Consider the following 15,623-nt stretch of genomic DNA (forward strand, 5'->3'; position numbering starts at 1 on the left):
CTCGCCGAACACTGGGGCACCCGCTACACCCCCGACGGCAAAATCATCTGGGCCGAACAACTCCTCCCCCCACCCCCGAACAACCACCCCCAGTAACCCGAGCGGGTCCGGGACCAGGCCGCGACCCCGGGGGACACGGGCTCGTCCAGGGGAGAGATCCGGCCACGCACACCCGTCCCGTCGAAAGCTCAGGCACCTCGACGCCAGGGTCAGCACGGGACGCTGCCGGCAGCCGGCGCGGTACGGGGAAGGGGACTTGAGTTGGCACAGATCATGGTCATCGGCGGCGGGATCGCCGGAACGGCGGCCGCGCTGGCACTGCACAAGGCGGGATTCGACGTCACCGTGCACGAGGCGCATCCGGACGCCGGCGCCGACATCGGCGCCTTCCTCACCCTGGCGAGCAACGGCATGCGCGCGCTCGCGCAGCTCGACGCGGCCGCGCTGATCGCCGACCTCGGCTTCCCGGTCACCGCGATGACCGTCACCGACGAGGCCGGGGCCCAGCTCGCGGCCATGCCGCTGGGCGAGCACCACCACCCGCTGACCCGCTACCGCTGTCTGCGCCGTGCCGAACTGGGCGCGGCGCTCCAGGACGAGGTCCGCCGCCGGGAGATCCCGATCCGGCACGGGGCGCGGCTCACCGCCGTCACGGAGAGCGCGACGGCTGCCACCGCGGTGTTCGCGGACGGCAGTTCGGCGACCGGCGACCTGATCGTTGGTGCGGACGGCCTGCACTCGACCGTGCGCTCACAGCTCGATCCGGCGGCACCGGGACCCGAGTACGCGGGCCAGAGCGTCTTCTACGGCTACACCGCCGACGCGGCTCCGCCCCAGGGCGATCCGGACCGCATCACCATGATCCGTGGCAGTGGTGCAGCGTTCGGCTACCTGGTCTCCCCGGCCGGGGAGACCTTCTGGTTCGCGCGCGTGCCCGGACCGGCGGTGAGCGCCGAGGAGCTCGCCACCACGACGCCAGGACAGTGGCGGGACCGGCTCGTGCCGATCCTGCGCCCCGACCGCACGCCCGCCGCCGACATCGTCGCGGCGACGTCCGACCGGCTGATGGTGACCAACGCCCTGCACCTGAGCCCCGGCACCCGCTGGCACGGCCGGCGTACCGTGCTCATCGGCGACGCCGCGCACGCGGCCTCACCCGCGACCGGCCAGGGCGCCTCGATGGCGCTCGAGGACGCCGTGGTCCTGGCCAAGGCGCTGCGCGACGCGGAGACGCCCGCCGCGGCGCTGGACTCCTACGAACGGCACCGCAGGCCCCGCGTCGAGCTCAACATCGCGACCAGTGCCCAGCTCACCGCGAGCCGGAACACGGACCGGCCGCCCGGCACCGACGGTCCGCAGCGGCGGGACTCGGAGCGCCCCGCCCCGCGCGTGGACGAGGAACTGCTGCGGCTCCTGGACTGGGACACCCCGCTGCCGGGGACGCCCCGGGACGCGTAGTCGAGGGCCTGAGGCTCAGACCTCGGGTCCGTAGGCGCCGAAGCCCCGGCAGACCAGCCCCGCACGGAACGTCAGCACCTCGGCGACGGCCTGGCCCCGCTCGTTGCGGTAGTTGATGACCAGGGTGTCGACGGAGGCCCGGACGTCCTCGACGGTGAAGTGCAGGTCGGGCAGCAGTCGCAGGCCCTTGCCCCAGTACGCACGCAGGGCGTCCTTGCCGCGTACCTCTCCCGACGGGTCGCCGAGCAGCTGGACGATCCTGGGCGAGGCGAAGACCACGTCCTCGGTGTAGTGGGCCAGGATGCGCTCCAGGTCGTGGGAGTTCCAGGCGGCGGCCCACTCCTCGGTGAAGTGCTGCGCGAATGCGAGGTCCATGCCCCGGGACGCTAACAGCACGGGGCCGACGGCGGCGGCCCGGTCCGGGTCGTGGACGCGGGCACGCCGGCCGGTACCGGGCGGGCCGCCGCCGGGAGTTCGGGCTCTGCCGGGATCGCGCCGGGTCGCGGGGTCGTCGCGGGGTCAGTGTCCGCCGGGTGCCGGTTCCAGGACGAAGACGGGGATCGCCCGATCCGTCTTCTCCTGGTAATCGGCGTAGTCCGGGTAGGCCGCGACCGCGCGCGCCCACCACAGTCGCTTCTCGTCCTCGTGTACCTCACGGGCCGTCATGTCCTGGCGCTTCGGGCCGTCCTGGAGCTCGACCCGGGGATCGGCGACGACGTTGTGGTACCAGACCGGATGCTTGGGGGCGCCGCCCAGCGAGGCGACGACGGCGTAGGTCCCTTCGTGCTCGACCCGCATCAGCGGGGTCTTGCGGATCCTGCCGCTCTTCGCGCCCAGCGTCGTGAGGATGACAACCGGCAGGTCGCGCATGGTCGTTCCCTCGGTACCACCGGAGGACTCGTACAGTTCGACCTGCTCGCGCACCCAACGCTCCGGACTCGGCTCGTACTCACCCTGAAGAGGCATGCTGTCCCGTCCCATCGTCGATGTCCCACACCGTGCCGGCCACAGCCGGCGGTCGGATCCGATACCACCATGATTCACCACCGGGGCCCGGACGACGGGCATTTCGAACCACCGGTGTCCGGATATCGATCCCGCCGGTGCCGACGATGCCGGTCAGCTCTCCCGTGCCGCTCCCGGGGACGACGGTGAAGAACTCGGCGGTCCGGTCACCGCCGGAAGTCGTGGCCGAGTGCGCGAAGTTGAAGGCGCCGCTGTGGCCGAGCAGTGACCCTTCGAAGGACTCCATGGCCACATAGGTGCCGGTCACCCGGGACCGTCGTGGCACACGAACGCACGATCAACACCAACGGGCTGCCGTGCCTCCAGTCGCTGCTGACCTACTGCACGACCATCAACGGCAGCTGCGGAAACGGCTGATTCCCGCAATTGCACTCGGTCCCACACCGGCCGCAGGAAACCGTTCACCGCCGATGGTGAGCGGCCCTGCCGCGTTCTCGGCAGCACCCCGCGTGCTTCGGTGGCGGTGCCTTCGGGTGTTGCACGCTGCTCACGGCTCGCCTGCACGGGTGATCGGCAGCCGAATTCCGCAGTGCCCGGCCAGCCGCCGTCCGGCGCGAACTTCCCGCTGGCACAATCGCCCGGCGAACCGTTCCCAGTGACGTGCCGCGAATGGAGACACCGGTGGTCGGAGCGCGGTGCGATGGCCGCCGCGCACGGCGCTGTGCAGGCCCGCCAGGAGCGCATCAGGAGGACCTCGTGACACTCACCGGTACCGAATCCGACGTCTCGGACGGGCTCCGCAGCCGCGCCGCCCCGGTCGTCGACGAGTTGGCCGAGCGACTGGCGGATCCGGAGCGGGTGGTGGCTGCCGCGACCGCCGAGGGGAATGCGGACTTCGTACCGGGCATGCCCGCGCCCGCTCCGCCGTGGAACGCTCTCGGGCTCGCCGAGGCGCACCCCCGGGTCGCGCTGCTGTTCGCCGAACTCTCGTGTCGCCGAGTCGAGTTCAGGTCGGCCGCGGATGCCCATCTGGCGCGGGCCGCGGACGGTCTGGGCGCTGGGCCGCAGAGCTGCGGACTGTTCGGCGGTGCGGCGTCGCTGGCCTTCGCCGTGCGCGTCTCGCAGCGCTCCGCCGGCGACTACGCGGGCCTGCTGGCGGCCCTGGACGCCAAGGTGGCGGAACGGCTGGGCGCGCTGCTGGCCGCGGAGCGGCAGCGGCTGGACGCCGACCGCGCCGGGGTGGCGCTGAGCGCCCCGGCCTGCGGCAGGCTCCGCACCGGGCGAGCTTCCTGGACGGAGCGGCGGGCATCGCCCTCGCACTGAGCGCCCACGCCGCCGAGGCCGGGGGCGGTGCGTCCCTGGGCGGTGCGTCCTCCGGCGGGCCGTCGACGGCCTGGGACGCGGCGCTGCTGCTCAACTGACCGTACCGACCGGCGGATTCGACCGGCCGACCGAGCTCTGCGCAGCCAGATGTCCGATTCTCACGTTGCCCCGGCGAGCGCCGGGGAGGACGACCGGGACGCCTGGACGGCGACGACGAGGCGGTGGAGGATGGGGGTACGAAGGCCGGAGGGGCCGAGGACGTCTACCTGGCCCCTCCGGCTGTCGTGCCGACGGCGGGAGCGGTGCTGCCCAGCCGCTCACCGTCGGCTCTCGGGCCGGTGGCCCGTTACTTGAGGTCGACGACCTGGTGCATGCCGAGGGCCGCGTGCGGAAGGCCCGTCCGCTCGTCGGGGACCAGGTCGAGCACCGCGTACCGGCCCGGCTGCAGGCCGTGGGCCTGGATCGAGGCGCTGCGGTCCGGCGAGAAGGCGCCGAGCCCGGTGGCCGGCCCGGTGAACGGGGACGTCGCCTTCCGTCCGGCCGCGACCGCGTCGAAGTACCTCTGCACCTGCGCGTCCGTGGTCCCCGGGGCGACCGGCCGCAGCCGGGTCTCGTGGATCTGGGACGAGCCGTTGTGCACCAGGTAGGCCAGATGCACGTGGTCCAGGTCGTCGGTCTGGAAGCGGGGGCCGTCCGAGGTGGGCCGGTGGATCACGATGCCGTGCGGGTAGCGGGCCTGGTTGGCGCTCATTCCGTTCGTACCGGCCAACTCGAGGGTCTTGACGACCGGGTGGGCGGGGTCGGCCCGGAAGGCGGTGAGGTCCAACAGGTAGACGCTCCCGGGGTCGACCTCCTCGGTGAACTGTTCGTGGACCTGCGGCGTGACCATCGCACCACCCAGTGCCTCGGCCTCGCCGTGGACGGCCCGCATCCCGGCGGCTGCGGTGGCCGGCACGCGGCTGACCGCGTCGGCCAGGTCGTGCAGCACCCGGTCGATCGACACACCGGACTTCGGGCGCAGCAGCTGGAGCTGGCGGCCGGCCGGATCGTCGGTCTTGATCCGGAAGCTGACCAGGCCGCCGAGGTGGTTCTGCGGGGCGGTGATACCCGCCTTGTTCACGCTGATCTCGATCGGGTGCTCCTCGGGCGACTCGGCGACCGCGGTACCCGCCGTGCCTACGGTCGTGGCGAGGGCCAGGGCGGCGACCGCCGCCACCCGCGCGATGCGGCTGAGCCGACGGTCGCGGTCGCGGTCGAGCAGGTGCTGTGGCATGAAGGTCCTTTCATCGGGGTGGACTCCGCCGCGAAGGATCCCCAGCCGCTCGCGCGGTGCAGCGGTTTGGCGAAGATGCGAACCGATCGGGCTAACGCCCGGGCCGCCGGCCGGCCTGCCGGGGCGGTTCCGCCGCACGGGGGCCGGGAGCCGGCCGGGCCCGGAACCCGGCAGCCGGCCGGAGCCGGGAGGGCGGCCAAGTTCCGTTCTCCGCAGCCTGGTTGCCCGGTCGGCCCCGGCGGGTCGGCCGGCCCGGCTGCGGGGTGGATACGTTCGGCCATACTGACGTACCGTCATGGACACGGTTCGGCTGTCGAGCAGGAGGAACGTCTTGGCCCCGGGAGTCCCGCACGCAGCGCCCCTGTCGCCCGCCGGCCCGTCACCCGACCCGGGCCCCGTTCGCGAGCCCGGCGAGGGCCTCGGGCCCGGCCCCGGCGTGGGAGGTCCGCCGCCGGAGCTGGACGCCTCCGTCGTCGAGCAGTGGAGCTCCTCCGGCGGGCAGTTGGTCGACCTGCTCGGCCGGGTCGGCGCGCTTGGCGGGGTCGGCGCGTTCCGGCTCGGCGCGCGCCGAACGGTGCTGGTCACCGGAGCGCAGGCGGTCCAGCACGTCCTCGCCCAGCACCCGGACCGGTACGTCAAGCGCTCGCACCGCGCCCGGATGCTGGTCGGCGACGGGGTGCTCTCCGCCTCCGGTGAGCAGTGGAAGCAGCAACGCCGCCTGTTGCAGGCCCAGTTCACCGGGCCGGGGATCCGCCGCTTCGAGCAGCGGATCGCCGCCGCCGCGCGGCGTGCCGCCGACCGCTGGGCCGAGTGCGCCCGTACCGGACGGCCCACCGATGTCGGCGAGGACATGCGGTTCTTCGCGCTGGACACCATCTGGCGCTCCCTCACCGGCCACCCCCTCGACGAGGCCACCCACCGCGAGCTCGGCGCCATCGAGACGGTCGTGGCCGCCCTGCCGACCACGCCCACCGCGCCCGGCGCCGGGCAGGCCGCCGTCGAGGCGGCGGTGGCCGAGGACCTCGCCCGGATCGACGCCGTCGCCGAGCACGCGATCGCGGCCGCCCGCCGTGGACCCGCCGGTCCGGACGGTCCGGGTCTGCTGCACGTCCTGCTGGACGCCTCGGCGGGCCGCCCCGAGTACACCGACCGGCTGATCCGCGACGAGCTGGTCACCCTGCTGGTCGCCGGGCACGAGACCACCGCGAAGACCCTGGCCTGGCTGTATCTGCTGCTCGACCGCAACCCCCGGCTCCAGGACTGGGCCCTGAACGCCGGCGCAGCGGGCTCCCCCGCGCGCAGGGACGCCGTCCAGGCTCTGGTCGGCGAGACCCTGCGGCTCTATCCGGCGGCGTGGCTGATGCCTCGTCATGCCGTCGAGGACGACGTCCTGACCGGCTACCGGATCGAGGCGGGCACCGACCTGTTCGTCTGCCCCTACCTGACCCACCGTGATCCGCAGCTGTGGCCGGAGCCGGAGCGGTTCGACCCCGAGCGGTTCACCGTCGCGGGCCGCCGGCCGGCCCTGCCCGGCGCGTACTACCCGTTCGGGATCGGCGCCCGCGCCTGCCTCGGTCTGCAGTTCGCCATGCGCGAGATGACGGTTCTCCTCGAACTCCTGCTGCCCGCCTTCACCCCCGCTTACCGGGCTGCCCCGACCGGGGCCGTCCTCGGCTTCATCGTCCGCCCCGACGGTCCCATGCCCGCCGTGATCAGGGCCCGCCGCTGAGCCCGCCGTCCGGCGGCGGAGCCGTCCGAGGCGGGACGTACGGTGCGGGACGTACGGTGCGTGCTGGCGCGGCGGTCCTGCCGATCAGAGCGCGCGGTGCATGATGTGCAGTCCCACGTAACCCCTCGTCGGGTGCCGGAAGCCCTCCGGGAGGGTGCCCAGCACCTCGAAGCCGAGGGAGCGGTAGAGCCCCACCGCGTGCACGTTGCTCTCCACCACAGCGTTGAACTGCATGGCCCGGAAGCCTGCCGCCCGCGCCCACTCCAGCGTGTACTCGCACAGCGCCCGGCCCACGCCCTGCCCCGAGTGCGCCGGATCGACCAGGTAACTGGCACTCGCGATGTGTGAGCCGTTTCCCATGTGGTTGCGGTTCATCTTCGCCGTGCCCAGGACGGTACCGGCCTCGTCGACGGCGACGACCGTGCGGTTCGGCGCCGTCAGGAGCCACCAGTCCCGGCCCTGCTCCTGGCTGAGGTCGATCGGGTAGGTGAAGGTCTCCCCCGCCGCGATGATGCGGTGGAAGAAGGGCCAGATGGCGGGCCAGTCCTGCGCGTCGGCTTCCCTGATCAGCATCCGGACAGGATGCCGGTGCGGCCACGGAGACGCCATCGCATTTCCGGTGGCGGCCGCGGCCGGGAGCACGCCGCCCGGCCGGTCCTGGGTACCCGCTCCCCGGTCTCCTTGACCTGGAGCGCACTCCAATCCCTAGCCTGGGGGCCATGACTACCTCTCAGCACAGGATCGGGTCGGGCTTCGGGGCCCGCAGCAGCGCGGACGACGTGCTGCGCGGGATCGATCTCTCCGGAAGGCTTGCGATCGTCACCGGCGGCTACTCCGGTCTCGGTCTGGAGACCACGCGGGCGCTCGCCCGGGCCGGGGCCCGGGTCGTCGTGCCCGCCCGGCGCCGGGCGACCGCCCTGGAGGCGGTCGAGGGGATCGACGGCGTCGAGGTCGACGAGCTCGACCTGGCCGACCTCGACAGTGTCCGGGCGTTCGCCGGACGTTTCGTCGGTTCGGGTCGCAGCGTCGACCTGCTCATCAACAACGCCGGGGTGATGGCGATGCCGCTGACCCGGATCGGGCCCGGCTGGGAGGCGCACTTCGCGATCAACCACCTCGGCCACTACGCGCTCGTCAACCACCTCCGGCCGGCCCTCGCACCCGGCGGCGCCCGCGTGGTGTCGGTGTCCTCCGCCGGCCACCACTTCTCCGCCATCCGCTGGGACGACCCGCAGTTCGAGCACGGCTACGACCGGTCGTCGGCCTACGGGCAGGCGAAGACGGCCAACGCGCTGTTCGCGCTGCATCTCGACACGCTCGGGCGGGAGTTCGGCGTGCGGGCGTTCTCGGTGCACCCAGGCAGTATCCTCACGCCGTTGCAGCGCCACCTCTCCCGGGAGGAGCAGCGGGCCGCCGGCTGGATCGACGAGGACGGCAACCTGGCCGACCCCACCTTCAAGAGTCCCGAGCAGGGCGCGGCAACCCAGGTGTGGGCGGCGACCTCGCCCCTCCTGGCCGGCCTGGGCGGTCTCTACTGCGAGAACTGCGACGTCGCCGAACTCACCACCGAGCAGGATCCACCGCTCACCGGCGTGCGCGCCCACGCCACCGATCCCGAGCAGGCCGCCCGGCTGTGGGAGCTCTCCGCCGGACTCGCCGGAATCGACGCCTTCGCCCCGACCGCCTGACAACTCCCGTGCAGGGCAGCCCCGCTACGCCGCACGGCCTCGGCTACGGCCAGTGCGGAGCCCGGGCGTACGGCCCCTGGACAACCGCCGCAGTGCCGATAGGCTGCGGCTGTGTCCGGGTACCACGGCGCGGCGATCACCCGGGTGAGCCTTCCTCCGGTCGCGAAGCGGCGCTCCGCGACCGCCGAACCGTTCCTCTGACCCCGGATGGCCGCAACTACCCACCAGGAGTGACGTGTTCACCACCCGACCGACCCTTCAGGGCACCTTCGGCATGGCGGCCTCCACGCACTGGCTCGCCTCGTCCTCGGCGATGGCGGTACTGGAGGACGGCGGCAACGCCTTCGATGCGGCGGTGGCCGCCGGGTTCACGTTGCAGGTCGTCGAGCCGCACCTGAACGGGCCGGCTGGGGAGGTGCCGATCGTCCTGGCACCGGTCGGCGGGCGGCCGCAGGTGCTGTGCGGGCAGGGCTGGGCACCTCGTGGTGCGACCGTCGAGCACTACACCTCGCTCGGTCTGGAGGCGGTGCCCGGCACCGGCCCGCTGGCCGCCGCCGTCCCCGGCGCCTTCGACGCCTGGCTGTTGCTGCTGCGCGACCACGGGACCAAACGGCTGCGGGAGGTCCTGAAGTACGCCATCGGCTATGCCGAGCAGGGGCACCCCGCAGTGCCCGGGGTGGGGGCGGCGGTCCGGGCGGTGCGGGGGCTGTTCGAGACCGAGTGGCGGAGTTCCGCCGCCCTGTACCTGCCGGACGGCAACGCCCCCGCCGCCGGGGCGCTGCTGCGCAACCCCGCTCTCGCCGCCACCTGGCGGCGCCTGTTGGCGGAGGCCGAGGCCGCGGGCGGCGGACGCGAGGTGCAGATCGAGGCGGCCCGGCGGGTGTGGCGGTCCGGGTTCGTCGCCGAGGCACTGGCCGCCTTCGCCGCCCGGCCCACCATGGACAGTTCGGGCGAGCGGCACCGGGGCGTCCTGGCCGCCGAGGACCTCGCTGGGTTCGAGGCCGGCTACGAGGAGCCGGCCAGTTACGAGTGGAACGGCTGGACGGTGTGCAAGCCGGGGCTGTGGAGCCAGGGGCCGGTCTTCCTGCAGCAACTCGCCCTGCTGCCGGAGACGTTCGCACGGGGCACCCCGGAGTACGGCAGCCCGGACTACCTGCACACCCTGATCGAGGGCAGCAAGCTCGCGATGGCCGACCGGGAGGCCTGGTACGGCGACGACTCGGACGTCACGGTGGCCGAGCTGCTGGACGACGCGTACTCCGGGCAGCGGCGCGCCCTGATCACCGAGCGGGCCTCGGCCGAGCTGCGGCCCGGCCGGCCCGGCGGCCGGCTGCCCCGGCTGAGCAAGCACGCCCAGCATGCGCAGCAGGCCGCCCTGGAGGCGGCTCAGGGCGGCGCGGCGGGCGAGGTGCCGAACGGGCGGGCGCTCGGGGTGGGCGAGCCGACCGTGGCGTCCGACGGCTCGACTCGCGGCGACACCTGTCACCTCGATGTGGTCGACCGCTGGGGCAACATGGTCTCCGCCACCCCGAGCGGCGGCTGGCTGCAGTCCAATCCCGTGGTCCCCGCGCTGGGCTTCCCGCTCGGCACCCGTCTGCAGATGGCCCGGCTGGAGCCGGGTCTGCCCGACTCCCTTGCCCCCGGCCGCCGTCCGCGCACCACGTTGACGCCCTCGCTCGCGCTGCGCGGCGGCGAGCCGGTGCTGGCCTTCGGCACCCCCGGCGGCGACTCGCAGGACCAGTGGAACCTGCACTTCTTCCTCGCCGTCGCGCTGCGCGAGCCGGTCCGCGGCGGACTCGACCTACAGGGCTCGATCGACGCTCCGAACTGGCACCACGACAGTTTTCCGTCCTCGTTCCATCCGCGGGCCATGCGCCCGGCGCACGTCACGGTCGAATCGCGGTTCGACGGGCAGGTGATCGCCGAACTGCGCCGCCGCGGGCACCGGGTGGCGGTCGCCGGCCCGTGGTCGGAGGGGCGGCTGAGCGCGGTGGCCCGTGACCCGGAGAGCGGCATCCTGTCGGCGGGGGCCAACCCGCGCGGGATGCAGGGCTACGCGGTCGGGCGGTAGGCAGGCCGGGTGGCACGCGGCAAGGGCATGTGTCCGGCCGGGTCTCGGGGGGGTGGACTCGGCTGCGCACTGTTCGGGGATGCGACACTGGGCGGGCCAACTCGGCTCTTTCACAGTCGAGTTGATCGTTCGACAGGTCTCATCTCCGAGCGGTGCGCAGCTGACGCCGGATAGACATTGAATGTTCATGCCACTCGGATTCCGGCCGCAGTCCGCGCTGCGGCAGTCTGACCGCACAGGGACCACGACCGGGCGGCCCCGGTCTCCCGTCATGCGTCCCGCAGACTGTCACGGACATCCGCAGGAGAGTGAAGCCAGTGCGAGAGATCGGACGACGGGCCTTCATCACCAGCGCAGGAGCCATCGCCACCGTCGCCGCCACGGGCATCCCGGCCTTCGCCGACGACCATGCGCGAGACGCCGCCACGGCCGACGAATACGTGGACGTACAACTACTCAACATCACCGACCTGCACGGCTATCTGCAGTCGGCACCGGACGAGAGCGCGGTCATCACCGGTGCCGCCGGCCGGAAGTACACCGTCGGTGGCGCGGCCTATCTGGCCGCCCACCTGAACCGGCTTCGGGCCGGGCGCAGGAACTCCGTCTTCTTCGCTCCCGGAGACCTGTTCTCCGGCTGGGAGTTCGACGCGACGGCGTTCGCCGACGAGCCGACCATCGAGGTGCTCAACCGGATGGGGCTGAACTTCGCCTCCGCCGGGAACCACGAGTTCGACAAGTCACCGGCGTTCCTCTCCCAGCACATGGAGCAGGGCGTCCCGTTCCCCCGCATCGGCTGGGACGACTCCTTCCAGGACTCCGGCGGACACCAGTTCCACGGCGCCGACTTCCGCTACTACAGCGCCAACATGGTCTGGAAGGCGACCAGCCGTACGGTCCTGCCGCCCTACAACATCGAGTGGGTGGACGCCGGGAAGGGCCGCAGGCTCCCGATCGGGTTCATCCATCTGACCGCGATCGGCACCGAGTCCTTCCCCGCCTCGTTCCAGCCCGCGCTGGCCTCCCTCGACGAGATCGAGAGCGCCAACCGCTGTGCGGCCGAGCTCAAGTCACGCGGTGTCAACGCGATCGTGCTGAGCATGCACGACGGCGCGGTCGCCGGCAGCGACTTCAACAGCGGCAGCAACCCCTCGGGCCCCGCCTACGACCTGGCGCTGCGCGTCTCGCCCGACATCGACGCGATCGTCACCGGCCACTGGCACTGCGCCTTCAACATGATGGTCCCCGATCCGAACGGTGTGCCGCGCCCGTTCGTGGAGGCCGGCTGCCACGGCCAGCTGATCAACGAGATCAGCCTGCGGCTCGACCCGGCGACCGGCCGGGTGGTCCGCGCCCTGACCACCTCCACCAACCATCCCAACACCCGGGACGTGGCACCGGATCCGGAGCTGAAGAAGGTGGTGGACTACTGGGCCGGTTACGCCGACCGGCGCGCCAGGACCGCCATCGCCAAGCAGACCGCCTCCTTCACCCGGCAGCTCAACGGCTCGGGCGAGAGCACCCTCGGCGACCTGGTGGCCGACTGGGCGTACTGGGCCGGGCGGCAGCCGCAGGAACCGATGAACGACGGCAACGCCTACCCCGCCGCCCCCGCGGACCTGGCCGTGATCGCCGTCGCACCCCGTGTCGGCCAGTGCATCATCGGCGGCGACCTCGGCTACGACACCCGGTCGGGCGGAACGGTCACCTTCGGGCAGGTGTTCAACGCCGTCGGCTACGGTGACGCGATCATCACCGTCACCGTCACCGGCGCGCAGATCCACGACGCCCTGGAGCAGCAGTGGGCCGACGCCGGCGGCGGCAGGCTGCAGTTCGCACCGCTGGCCGTCTCGCAGAACGTCCGCTACAGCTTCGACGCCACCGGCCCCGTCGGCCACCGGGTCGACCCCCGCGACGTCCTGATCGACGGAGTGCCGCTGGACGAGGCCCGCTCCTACCGGATCGCGATGCCCGCCTACACCCTGATCGGCGCGGACGGGTACCCGGCCTTCACCGGCTACACCCAACCGTTCCGGCACACCAGGGACTTCGAGAGCTTCGTCGGATACGTGAAGTCCCGCAAGCGCCTCACCCCGGCCCCGCTGAACCGGGTCTCGGTCAAGAACGCCACCGCACGCGGCGCCCGGACCGGTGAGTTCACCGCGCCACCGGCCCTGCGCGCGGGTGCCGGTGCCACGCGGCGCGCCGAGGCCGCCGCGCAGCCGACCGTCGGCGGGTTCCGCATCCCCTGCTGAACGGTCTCGTCGAGTACAGGTACGGGGCACGGGTAAGGGGTACGGGCTCGGTCGGCGCGCGGGCCGGTACGGTCGCGCGCCGACCGGTCAGGGGGACGTACCCGGCCGGGCCGGTCCGGCCTTCTTCGCGGCGATGCCCCGGGCCAGGTCGAACGCCGCGACCGGGTCCTTCTCCCGGATCCACGGCTCCGCGCCGCACCACGGGCCGAGCAGGCGGAACTGCTCCAGCGCCGCGTCGTACCGGCCGGCCCGGCCCAGCAGATGGGCCAGCAGATGCCTCAGCGGGGGCAGCCGCTCGTCGTCGGCGGGGACCTGGTCCAGCGACCGGGCGACGTCCGCCAGCAGGTTCCCGGCCTTGCGCGAGGAGGGGACGGCCGAGCGGGGCGAGCGCGTGGTGAGCTCGTACAGCGCGTGCAGGTACATCCCGGCCAGCGGGCTGCCGGCCGGTGCCGAGCGCACGGCGCGCTCGGCGAACTCCAGCATCAGCCGGTCCGAGCCGGACCACTCGGCGCACCAGTACTGCAGCGCCTGCCAGTGGCCCGCGTAGTGGTGGGGGGCACGCTCGACGAGACCCTCCCACAGGGCGCGGAACTGCTCCGGGGAGTACCGCAGTCCACGGGCGGCGGTGATCATGACCACCCACGGGCCGGGGTCCCCCGGGGCCGGTTCGGACGCCTCCCGCGCCGCCGCCATCGCGGCGGTCAGCAGTTCCCCGAAGCGCGCCATCCGCTCGGCCGGGACCTCGTTCGCATCGCCGGTGCCGCGGATCTCCCAGGCCTGGTGCAGCAGGTGCTGGGCGTGCAGGGTGGCGGCGTCGCTGTCCTTGGGCCGGGCCGCCCGCCAGTCCACCAGCCAGGCATCCTCGCTGCGGGCGATCTCCTGCAGCAGTTCCAGCCGGGTCCAGCGCTCGTCCCAGTCCTGGCCGGCAGCCTCCAGGTAGGCGGCCGCCGGACGCCAGTCACCCTCCCAGGCCGCGTCCGCGATGGCCTGCATCTCCTGGTACTGCCGGAGCGGGATGGCCGGACCCGCACGGCGGGCGTCGAGCCGGTCGCGCGGTACCAGCCCGTACTCGGCCGGGTCGAACCGGTCGCGTGCCCAGTTCGCGAGCCGGGCGCGGCCGAGGCGACGGCCGATCAGCCAGGCGAGGAGGGCGGCCGGCACAACGGTGAGGAAGATCGTCACGGCGAAGATCATTCCCGACCGCGACGGCACGGGCAAACAGTCCGGGCCGGCCGGACGCAGCGGGGCTTGAACCTCACGCGACGTCAGGGGGCATCGTTGAGGCATGAGCTTCGAACAGACCTGGAAGGTCGGGGCGCTCGCCGAGGCGAGCGGGCTGACGGTACGCACCCTGCACCACTGGGACCGGATCCGCCTCCAGCCCGTCGCGGCGCACGGCCGCAGGGCACCGCGAGTACACCGAGCAGGACGTGATCCGCCTCTACCAGGTACTCGCACTGCGCCGGCTCGGTCTGGGACTGGAGAGCATCGCCGTCTGCCTGGACGCCGGGGTCGACCCGGTCCGGCTGGTGGGCGAACACCTGGCGCGCGTCGAGGAGTCCGTCGCCGCGCTGGACGCGCTGCGCCGGCGCCTCCGCCACATCCACGGCGAACTGACCGCCGAACGCGCACCCGGGGCGGCCACGCTGATCGGCGTGCTCCAGGCGATGCGCGGCGCAGGCCCGGCGGGCGAACAGGCGCTGCGGCGCCACCTCGACGAGGACCAGCTCCGGACCCTGCACGACCGGGCGGCAGCCCTGGGACCCGCCGCGCACTACCTGCTGGAGGTCGAGTGGCCGGAGCTGTACCGCAGGGCCGAGGCGCTGCGGACCTCCGGGGTGGACCCGAGCTCTCCGCAGGTGCGGAAGCTGGTCCAGCGCATGGACGAGCTGAGTTCGCTGTTCACCGGGGGTGACACCGAGCTCTCCGCCTCGGTACGGGCCGCCTGGCGGCACGAGCCGGCTGCGATGTCCGGCGACCCCTCGGCCCCGGCCGACGCCTGGCGGGACCTGACCGCCTACCTCGACCGCGCCCGCTCGGCCGTGTGACCGCTCGTCACGGCCTTTGGTTGCGGTCCTTCGTCGCAACCCTTCCTCGCAGCTCTTCTCGCGGCTCCTGGTCCGCTTCGCCCACCTGTACGGGAGTGTCCACGTGTCTCACAGAGTCCATCTCCACCTCCACCTCGCGCTGTCCACCGGGCTGCCCACCCTGCTCGCCGCCCTGGTCGTCCTCGTGCCGCTTGCCATCGGCCGCGTGCTGCCGTGGGCCGCACTGCCTGCGGTGGCCGTGGCCCTCACGGTGCAGACCCTGGTCACCTTCGTCCGACTGGAGCACACCACGGCCGAAGCGGCGCTCAAGCCCGAAGACGACGCCGGACGAGAAGGCGGCCCGGCGGACCGGTGAGCAGTCCCAGGGCCACACCGATCACCAGGCCGAAGAGGCTGTCCCAGATGTCCTGGACGTCGCAGGCCCGGCCCAGCACGGGCAGTTCGTACTGGACCACCTCGACCAGAAAGAGCAGAGCCAGCGCACCCAGCCCGACCACCACCGCCCGGCGCAACGACCCGACCCAGCCGACGGCGAACCCCAGCGGAACGGACAGGGCGACGTTGAGGCTGCTCTGCGTCATCAGCAGCAGCTCGGAGAACGGTCGGGGACCGCCCGTCATCTTGCACTCCTGCACGCCGTACCGGACGTTGTCGGCGAACGGGAAGCGGGTGTCCGGCAGCAGGGTCAGCGTGACCATCCCGCCGAACGCGAGCACCAGCAGGAAGCCCACGGCGCGGTGGCTGCGCAGCAGCCGCCCGGCCTGCTGCGGTTCGCCGCCGCGGTGACGATCGGCGGCCCGAGGCTGCTCCGG

Annotated in this window: 15 protein-coding genes; 8 read left to right on the forward strand and 7 right to left on the reverse strand. The window is 72.9% G+C overall.

Annotation, left to right across the window (positions count from 1 at the left end; translation table 11 throughout):
• The first annotated feature begins 261 nt into the window (after positions 1-261).
• Entirely contained in the window at positions 262-1,458 is a 1,197-nt protein-coding gene (locus tag UK12_RS21285) for an FAD-dependent oxidoreductase (RefSeq protein WP_197085053.1), read from the forward strand.
• 15 nt (positions 1,459-1,473) lie between these two features.
• On the opposite strand, the gene UK12_RS21290 is transcribed toward UK12_RS21285, so the two are convergent.
• The 3 genes from UK12_RS21290 to UK12_RS38255 form a co-directional block, all read right to left on the reverse strand.
• The gene (locus UK12_RS21290; protein WP_045304669.1) at positions 1,474-1,833 is read right to left on the reverse strand and encodes a nuclear transport factor 2 family protein; all 360 of its coding nucleotides are present in this window, start codon (positions 1,831-1,833) and stop codon (positions 1,474-1,476) included.
• Between the two features lie 144 nt (positions 1,834-1,977).
• Positions 1,978-2,424: a nitroreductase family deazaflavin-dependent oxidoreductase gene (locus tag UK12_RS21295; protein WP_045304692.1), complete on the reverse strand. Its 447-nt coding sequence runs from the start codon at positions 2,422-2,424 to the stop codon at positions 1,978-1,980.
• Complete coding sequence (locus UK12_RS38255; RefSeq protein WP_231591315.1) at positions 2,408-2,731, reverse strand: DUF3224 domain-containing protein; 324 nt, start codon at positions 2,729-2,731, stop codon at positions 2,408-2,410. The genes UK12_RS21295 and UK12_RS38255 overlap by 17 nt, the downstream gene beginning before the upstream one ends.
• Before the next feature lie 449 nt (positions 2,732-3,180).
• Between UK12_RS38255 and UK12_RS21300 the strand changes: the two genes are divergently transcribed.
• Positions 3,181-3,747, forward strand: a complete 567-nt coding sequence (locus tag UK12_RS21300) for a hypothetical protein (RefSeq protein ID WP_052682043.1) — start codon at positions 3,181-3,183, stop codon at positions 3,745-3,747.
• Positions 3,748-4,093: 346 nt separating this feature from the next.
• On the opposite strand, the gene UK12_RS21305 is transcribed toward UK12_RS21300, so the two are convergent.
• Positions 4,094-5,020 (reverse strand): hypothetical protein, encoded by a 927-nt coding sequence (locus tag UK12_RS21305; RefSeq protein ID WP_045304670.1) that lies wholly within the window; start codon positions 5,018-5,020, stop codon positions 4,094-4,096.
• Between the two features lie 436 nt (positions 5,021-5,456).
• Here UK12_RS21305 and UK12_RS21310 point away from each other — a divergent pair, with 436 nt between their 5' ends.
• Positions 5,457-6,749 carry a cytochrome P450 gene (locus tag UK12_RS21310; protein ID WP_052682044.1) on the forward strand — a complete coding sequence of 431 codons (1,293 nt, stop codon included), beginning with the start codon at positions 5,457-5,459 and terminating at the stop codon, positions 6,747-6,749.
• Positions 6,750-6,833: 84 nt separating this feature from the next.
• Here the strand turns inward: UK12_RS21310 and UK12_RS21315 are convergent, their stop codons facing one another.
• A complete protein-coding gene (locus UK12_RS21315; RefSeq protein ID WP_045304695.1) occupies positions 6,834-7,322 on the reverse strand; it encodes a GNAT family N-acetyltransferase in 489 nt (162 codons plus the stop codon).
• Positions 7,323-7,468: 146 nt separating this feature from the next.
• Between UK12_RS21315 and UK12_RS21320 the strand changes: the two genes are divergently transcribed.
• The 3 genes from UK12_RS21320 to UK12_RS21330 all read left to right on the forward strand — a co-directional run bounded on the left by UK12_RS21320 (position 7,469) and on the right by UK12_RS21330 (position 12,763).
• Positions 7,469-8,437, forward strand: coding sequence for an SDR family NAD(P)-dependent oxidoreductase (locus UK12_RS21320; protein ID WP_045304671.1), 969 nt, complete (start codon positions 7,469-7,471; stop codon positions 8,435-8,437).
• 235 nt (positions 8,438-8,672) lie between these two features.
• A complete protein-coding gene (locus tag UK12_RS21325) occupies positions 8,673-10,508 on the forward strand; it encodes a gamma-glutamyltransferase family protein (RefSeq protein ID WP_156178847.1) in 1,836 nt (611 codons plus the stop codon).
• Between the two features lie 317 nt (positions 10,509-10,825).
• On the forward strand, positions 10,826-12,763 hold the full coding sequence (locus UK12_RS21330; protein WP_045304672.1) for a bifunctional metallophosphatase/5'-nucleotidase: 1,938 nt from the start codon (positions 10,826-10,828) through the stop codon (positions 12,761-12,763).
• Between the two features lie 87 nt (positions 12,764-12,850).
• Here the strand turns inward: UK12_RS21330 and UK12_RS21335 are convergent, their stop codons facing one another.
• Entirely contained in the window at positions 12,851-13,945 is a 1,095-nt protein-coding gene (locus UK12_RS21335; protein ID WP_156178848.1) for a hypothetical protein, read from the reverse strand.
• Between the two features lie 248 nt (positions 13,946-14,193).
• Here UK12_RS21335 and UK12_RS21340 point away from each other — a divergent pair, with 248 nt between their 5' ends.
• Complete coding sequence (locus tag UK12_RS21340) at positions 14,194-14,811, forward strand: TipAS antibiotic-recognition domain-containing protein (RefSeq protein ID WP_197085054.1); 618 nt, start codon at positions 14,194-14,196, stop codon at positions 14,809-14,811.
• Between the two features lie 103 nt (positions 14,812-14,914).
• Positions 14,915-15,166 (forward strand): hypothetical protein, encoded by a 252-nt coding sequence (locus UK12_RS21345; RefSeq protein ID WP_045304674.1) that lies wholly within the window; start codon positions 14,915-14,917, stop codon positions 15,164-15,166.
• On the opposite strand, the gene UK12_RS21350 is transcribed toward UK12_RS21345, so the two are convergent.
• Complete coding sequence (locus UK12_RS21350) at positions 15,117-15,542, reverse strand: VanZ family protein (RefSeq protein WP_045304675.1); 426 nt, start codon at positions 15,540-15,542, stop codon at positions 15,117-15,119. The two genes, UK12_RS21345 and UK12_RS21350, sit on opposite strands and share 50 nt — an antisense overlap.
• Positions 15,543-15,623 lie beyond the last annotated feature (81 nt).

It is taken from the genome of Saccharothrix sp. ST-888 (genome assembly GCF_000955975.1).
Classification (GTDB): Bacteria; Actinomycetota; Actinomycetes; order Streptomycetales; family Streptomycetaceae; genus Kitasatospora.

Excerpts from the sequence above, each read along its gene's own strand:
- UK12_RS21290 (WP_045304669.1), bottom strand. The coding sequence starts at position 1,833 with ATGGACCTCGCATTCGCGCAGCACTTCACCGAGGAGTGGGCCGCCGCC.
- UK12_RS21295 (WP_045304692.1), bottom strand. The coding sequence starts at position 2,424 with ATGCCTCTTCAGGGTGAGTACGAGCCGAGTCCGGAGCGTTGGGTGCGC.
- UK12_RS21305 (WP_045304670.1), bottom strand. The coding sequence starts at position 5,020 with ATGCCACAGCACCTGCTCGACCGCGACCGCGACCGTCGGCTCAGCCGC.
- UK12_RS21315 (WP_045304695.1), bottom strand. The coding sequence starts at position 7,322 with ATGCTGATCAGGGAAGCCGACGCGCAGGACTGGCCCGCCATCTGGCCC.
- UK12_RS21320 (WP_045304671.1), top strand. The coding sequence starts at position 7,469 with ATGACTACCTCTCAGCACAGGATCGGGTCGGGCTTCGGGGCCCGCAGC.